General features: G+C 69.6%; 7 protein-coding genes and 1 pseudogene. 4 read left to right on the top strand and 4 right to left on the bottom strand.

Annotated features, from left to right (window positions below):
• Window positions 1–654, bottom strand: a pseudogene (locus tag DQP56_RS22195) (methylmalonyl-CoA mutase family protein); the annotation flags it as partial.
• Window positions 655–818: 164 nt separating this feature from the next.
• Here DQP56_RS22195 and DQP56_RS22190 point away from each other — a divergent pair.
• The 3 genes from DQP56_RS22190 (at window position 819) to DQP56_RS22180 (ending at window position 2,938) form a co-directional block, all read left to right on the top strand.
• Window positions 819–1,580: a TVP38/TMEM64 family protein gene (locus DQP56_RS22190; protein ID WP_112689110.1), complete on the top strand. Its 762-nt coding sequence runs from the start codon at window positions 819–821 to the stop codon at window positions 1,578–1,580.
• Between the two features lie 2 nt (window positions 1,581–1,582).
• The gene (locus DQP56_RS22185) at window positions 1,583–2,059 is read left to right on the top strand and encodes a nitroreductase family deazaflavin-dependent oxidoreductase (RefSeq protein ID WP_112689114.1); all 477 of its coding nucleotides are present in this window, start codon (window positions 1,583–1,585) and stop codon (window positions 2,057–2,059) included.
• Window positions 2,060–2,239: 180 nt separating this feature from the next.
• Complete coding sequence (locus DQP56_RS22180) at window positions 2,240–2,938, top strand: aquaporin (protein ID WP_112689108.1); 699 nt, start codon at window positions 2,240–2,242, stop codon at window positions 2,936–2,938.
• Window positions 2,939–2,945: 7 nt separating this feature from the next.
• On the opposite strand, the gene DQP56_RS22175 is transcribed toward DQP56_RS22180, so the two are convergent.
• The 3 genes from DQP56_RS22175 to DQP56_RS22165 are packed head-to-tail and all read right to left on the bottom strand — an operon-like array spanning window position 2,946 to window position 4,925.
• Window positions 2,946–3,329, bottom strand: coding sequence for a DoxX family protein (locus tag DQP56_RS22175; protein ID WP_112689106.1), 384 nt, complete (start codon window positions 3,327–3,329; stop codon window positions 2,946–2,948).
• Window positions 3,326–4,474, bottom strand: a complete 1,149-nt coding sequence (locus DQP56_RS22170; protein WP_112689104.1) for an SPFH domain-containing protein — start codon at window positions 4,472–4,474, stop codon at window positions 3,326–3,328. The genes DQP56_RS22175 and DQP56_RS22170 overlap by 4 nt, the downstream gene beginning before the upstream one ends.
• A gap of 16 nt (window positions 4,475–4,490) precedes the next feature.
• Window positions 4,491–4,925 carry an NfeD family protein gene (locus DQP56_RS22165; RefSeq protein WP_083039495.1) on the bottom strand — a complete coding sequence of 145 codons (435 nt, stop codon included), beginning with the start codon at window positions 4,923–4,925 and terminating at the stop codon, window positions 4,491–4,493.
• Between the two features lie 79 nt (window positions 4,926–5,004).
• Between DQP56_RS22165 and DQP56_RS22160 the strand changes: the two genes are divergently transcribed.
• Window positions 5,005–5,842, top strand: an 838-nt coding sequence (locus DQP56_RS22160) for an Rv1486c family protein (RefSeq protein ID WP_165825110.1), incomplete at its 3' end; no start/stop codon positions are given.

Genomic DNA, 5,842 nt, shown 5'->3' with positions numbered 1-5,842 from the left:
CGCCGCCACGGCGACCACCTCGTCCATCGCCGGAGCCGGCACGCCGGTCAGGGCGGCGATCAGCGGGTCCGCGCCCAGATCCAGCGACAGGTTGGCACGGTTGTCCGGGTCCAGACCGTCGACCAGCGCCAGCATGGTCTCGGCCGCGGCGGTGTAGTCACCGGCTCCGACTCCATCGAGGAGCACCGGGACCAACTGCAGGTAGACGTCGTCGAAGACCCGCCGCAGCTCATCGGCCGCAACGCCGCCCTCGCCGACCCGCACCACCAGCGCGCTGACCCCTTCGGTCAGGGCGGCCAGCACCACGCCGTTGACGTCGGCTCCCGTCGCCGGCCCGTTGCCGGGGAAGCGCTCGGCGACCTTCCAGCCGCTGTTGACGTCGCGCAGCGCGTCGGCGCCACGCACGTAGGGCCACCGGCCGGGCAGCGGCTGCTCCGGCAGCGCATCGAAGCCGGTGTAGAGCGCCCGGATCGCGAAGCCGTCCGGGCCCCCTACCGGGGTGTCCAACAGCCGCTCGGGCTCGCCGCCGGTCTCGGCGTCGATATCGGCCGGTTCGCGGCGCAAGCTCTTGGCCAGCACCCCGGCCACGGCGGCACGCCAGCGGGCCCGGGCTGCCTCCATGCCGGCGGGTTCTGCGGACACGTCGATGGACACCGGCGACTCCTGTTATTACTCGTGAGTAACTGATGGATCGCTACTCGGCACGTGTTAACCAGGCTAAATGATGGTGCTCGACGGGTGCTGCGGAGGTGCGCCGGACGCCAAAACTCCGGTCGTGCGACGCAATTCGTTAACCATCGGCCCGTACCCTGAGGGCCGTGAAGACCGCCGCGACCGGAATCCCGCAGGCACTGCGCAGCGCCTGGCCGGCACTGGTGACCATCGCCCGTCAGGTGGCGGTGTGGCGATTGGCGTTGACCACGGCCGTGATCGTGACCCTGGTCGCGGTGGCACTGCTGGTCCCGGTGCCCACCGCCGTGCAGTTGCGGGATTGGGCGCAGCCGCTCGGCCCGTGGTTTCCGCTGGCGTTTCTGACCGCGCACACCGTGGTCACGGTGCTTCCGTTCCCCCGTACCGCCTTCACGCTCGCCGCCGGCCTGCTGTTCGGGCCCTGGCTGGGCATCGTGCTGGCGGTGTCGGCCAGCGCGCTGAGCGCCGTGACGGCGCTGATCTTGATGCGGGTGTTCGGTTGGCAGCTGAGCCGGGTGGTGCGTCATCCACGGATGCACTCGCTGGACGCCCGGCTGCGTGAGCGCGGCTGGCCGGCGGTGGTGTCGCTGCGGTTGATTCCGGCGATCCCGTTCTCGGTGATCAACTATGCCGCCGGCGCGTCGGCGGTGCGATTGCTGCCGTACACGGTGGCCACCCTGATCGGGTTGCTACCGGGCACCGCCGCGGTGGTGGTGCTGGGCGACGCCCTCACCGGCGATGTGAGCCCGCAGCTGTTCGCCGTGTCGGCGTGCACGGCCGCGGTCGGGGTGGCGCTGCTGGTGTATGAAGTGCGCAGCCACCGCCGCCACCGGAGCGCATGCGATACCAGCGCCACCGCCAAGGCCGCCGAGCCGGCAGTGACGTGCTGAACATGTCCATCCTCGCCGAGGCCGCCAGCCGACTACTGCGATCAAGGCGGCTGACGCGGGCGCCGATCTGGCTGTATCGGGCACGCCTCGGCGGCCTGCTCGGGGACCGGCTGCTGATGCTCGAGCACATCGGGCGCCACACCGGTGCGCGCCGCCACGTCGTGCTGGAGGTACTCGAAGCCCGCGGCAACCCCGCCGACCGCTACATCGTCGCCTCGGGTTTCGGGGACCGGGCCCAGTGGTTCCGCAACGTCACCGCCGACCCGCGGGTACGGGTCTACGCCGGCGGCCGGGCGCCCGCGCCGGCGACCGCGCGGGTATTGGATCAGCGCGAGGCGGACCGGGTGCTGGGCGACTACATCCGGCGACACCCCCGCACCTGGGAGCAGTTCAGCGCGGTGCTCGAACGGACGTTGGGCACCCCGGTCAGCGCGACCGACACGGCGCTGCCGATGGTCGAGTTGCGGCTGGACCGGTGACCCGGCACGACGCGTCCTGGCAAATAACACGAAGGCCTCCCCAATCCGGCAACAAATCGGTGTAAAAGGGCATGCGCACAGCGAGAAAATGTGTAAAACCCCGTTAAAGTATTCGTTGGTGTCAGGTGCCGGTACGGCACGAATTCGAGGGGTGCTCGACGGATCGAAGGGACCGGATCAATGGCTGATCGGAACGCCGCGGTGCGCAAGTATTTGACCGAAATGATCGGCACGTTCGTTTTCATGTTCGCGGTGATCGGCATCGTGCTGGGCGGATCCGAATGCCTCGCCGCCACCGCGCTGGGCATCGGTGCTGTGCTGATGGTGATGGTGTACGCCAGTGGGCATATATCGGGAGGCCACCTGAACCCGGCGGTGTCGATCGCGGCCTATTTGCGGGGCGCGCTGCCATTGGGCGATCTCGGGCCCTACATCGTCGCCCAGTTGGTCGGCGCCCTCGCCGCATTCGGAGTGGGTTTCGGGCTGTGGCACGACAAGTACTCCACCGGCACCCTTGATCTGAGCGGGGCCGTCTGGTCGGCATTCCTGGCCGAATTGGTGTTCACCTTCGCGCTCTGCTACGTGGTGTTGCATACCGCAACCAGCAAAGACAGCGCCGGCAATAGCTTCTACGGTCTGGCGATCGGGTTCATCGTGACGGTCGGGGTGGTGGCGGTCGGCGCCATCTCCGGCGCCGCGTTCAACCCGGCCATCACCTTCGGGCTGATGCTGTCGGGCGTCTTCGCCTGGAAGTTCCTCTGGGTCTACCTGCTGGCCCAGGTGCTCGGCGCGGTGGTGGCCGCCTACGCCTACAAGGCCACCAGCCTCGACGAGCACACCGCCCACCGCCACGAACACACCGCGGCCCGCAGGGGTTGACGACAGGTTACGACTCCAGGGCCCGTACGCCGCTGGCCGCGGTGTGCGGGCCCTGCACCGTCATGACGGCGAACACGGCCAGCAGCAGCACCGCTGGAACGATGTTGGCCGCGCGATTGCGTACCCGCAGCTGGATGCCGAGCGCCCCGGCGAAATACGCCGTCAGCATGGCGGTGGTGGCGCGGGCGACACCCGGGAAGCGGAACACCGATCCCAGTCCCAGCGCGGCGGCGGCCTTGGCCACCGGAACGGCCCAGCGGGCCTCGGGCGGGATGCGCATGGCGGCCATGTTCTTGGCGACATAGGGCACCGGGATCGCCGATGCCACCGCATCGCCCGCCAGGAACGCGGCCAGCGCCGCGTAGGTGGGCCTGGCGGTCAGCGCGCTCACGCCATGCCGGGATCGAGCTCGGGCGGCAGTATCGCGCCCTCCACCGGCTTGCGCGCATCGGCCTCGGCCTTGGCGACCGCCTGTGCGATCGCCGGGTCGGTCTGGGTGGTGAACCAGTCGGCGACCTCTTCGCTGTCATCTTCCGGACGCGCCGGGGCGTCGTCGACCGGCGACGGCTGGTAGCGGAAGACGCCGTCCTCGTCCGGTGCTCCCAGCAGCTTGGTAAAACCCTGCAACGCGCTGCCGAAGTCGCTCGGCACCACCCAGACCTTGTTGGCCTCACCGCGGGCCATCTCCGGCAGCACCTGCAGGTACTGGTAGGCCAGTAGCTCGGGCGTGGGCCGGCCGGCCTTGATCGCCGCGAAGGTCTTCTCGATGGCCTTGGCCTGGCCCTGCGCTTGCAGGTAGGCCGCGGCCCGCTCGCCCTGCGCCCGCAGCATCCGGGATTGCCGCTCGCCCTCGGCGGCCAGGATCGACGCCTGTTTGGCGCCCTCGGCGGTGAGGATCTCGGCTTGCTTCTCCCCCTCGGCCTGCTTGATCGCGGCTTCCCGCTGCCCCTCGGCGGTGAGGATCATCGCTCGCTTCTCCCGATCCGCCTTCATCTGCTTCTCCATCGATGCCTGGATCGAGGGCGGCGGATCGATGCTGCGGAGCTCCACCCGGGCCACCCGCAGTCCCCAGCGGCCGGTCGCCTCGTCGAGCACGCCGCGCAGCTGGCTGTTGATCACCTCACGCGAGGTCAGCGTCTGTTCCAGCGTCATCCCGCCGACGACGTTGCGCAGCGTGGTGGTGGTCAACTGCTCGACGCCGACGATGTAGTTGCTGATCTCATACACCGCAGCCTTGGGGTTGGTGACCTGGAAGTAGACGACGGTGTCGATGTTCAGCGTCAGGTTGTCCTCGGTGATCACCGGCTGCGGGGGGAACGACACCACCCGCTCACGCAGGTCGATACGGGCGCGCACCCGATCGATGAACGGCACCAGCAGGGTCAACTGGCCGCTGACCGTGCGGCTGTAGCGGCCCAGGCGTTCGATCACCGCCGCCTCCGCCTGGGGAATCAGCGCCACCGATTTGGCGACCACGATCGCCGCGAAGATCACCAGTACCGCCAGCAACACCAGGCCGGTCGTAGCGCCTTCCATGAGCACTCCCCTTTCTCTACAAGACCTTGCTGACCACCGCGGTGGCCCCGTCGATGTGCATCACGGTGACCTGCTCGCCCGGCTCGAAGACCTCGCCGTCGGTCAGCGGGCGCGCCGTCCACACCTCACCGTCGAGCTTCACCTGGCCGCCGTGTTGTTCGACGCGGTCGAGCACCAGCGCGGTCCTGCCCTGCAGGGCCCGCACCCCGGTTTCAGCGCCCGCACCGGCCCACAGTCGCCGCCGCAAGGCGGGGCGCACCAGCACCAGCAGCAGCACCGAGACCACCAGGAAGACCGCGCCGTCGGTCCACAGCGGCCAGCCCGTCAACCAGCTGGCGCCGGCCGCCGACAGTGCCCCGCCGGACAGCATCAGCAGGAACATGTCGCCGGTGAGCGCCTCGGCACCGGCGAGTCCGAGTGCGAAGACCAACCAGACCAGCGCAGCCGACATGCGGCCAGGATAGCTTGAGAATCACTCGTGGCCGTGCGGACCGGGGCAGCCGGTTCCGGCAATTACACTGCCTTGCATCATGTGGTGCCCGAGTGTCTCGCTATCGGTGTGGGCCAACGCCTGGCTGGCCGGCCAGGCGGCGCCCGACGATCTGTTGGACGCACTATCGGCTTGGGCGCCAGTGCAATCGGTGGCCGCTTATGACGCGATCAGCATCGGTGAATCCGGGTGGGCCTGGTCCGGCGGGCACGAGGCAGGCGCGGTCTCCTTGCTGCAGCTGGTGCGCGGGGCCGCCGCCCCGGCGGCCGGGTCGGCCATCCAGCCGGTGTTTCCGGTCCCCGGCGACGTGCGCGGGCTGCCGGTCGGAACCGTGTTCGCCCGTGAGGCTGTGGTCGCCGGCGAGGGAGTGCTGATCGGAGGCCCGGATTCCGCAACTGCGGTCGGACTGGTGCCGCTCTACATCGAAGACGGCGACTCCCCCGGCGAACCCGTGACCGAACTGTCCTGGACCGCCTACCCGCTGACCGGGATACCGGTGCCTGAGCACCACGAGCTCGGCGAGGCCGAGTATGCGTTGCGGTCGGCGGTCCGAACGGCCGCCGAGGCGTTGGGGTCGACCGGTTCGCGCTGGGCCGACTACGGCGTCGAAGACCCCCGCCTCCGGGTCGAACAGATGCTGGAAGCCGCTGCGCTGCACCGCGTTCCAGATCACGCGCCGACGCGCGCGGTGCGGGTGCTGCAAAGCGCCGCCCATGTCGAGGCGATCATCACCGTCAGCGCCGATCTGCTCACCGCCACCGCGCACTCCTCGAGCGCGGTACTGAGCGCGGTCGACGCCGTGCGGCCGCTGGCCGCGGTGGTGCGCTCGGCGCGCAGCGCCGCGGTGACCGCGATCCTGTGCTCGGAGGGCTACACCT

This window comes from Mycolicibacter senuensis (assembly GCF_003284925.1).
In the GTDB taxonomy this organism is placed as follows: domain Bacteria; phylum Actinomycetota; class Actinomycetes; order Mycobacteriales; family Mycobacteriaceae; genus Mycobacterium; species Mycobacterium algericum_A.
The sequence above is the reverse complement of the archived record's forward strand: the minus strand, read 5'-3'. Positions and strand labels throughout refer to the sequence as shown.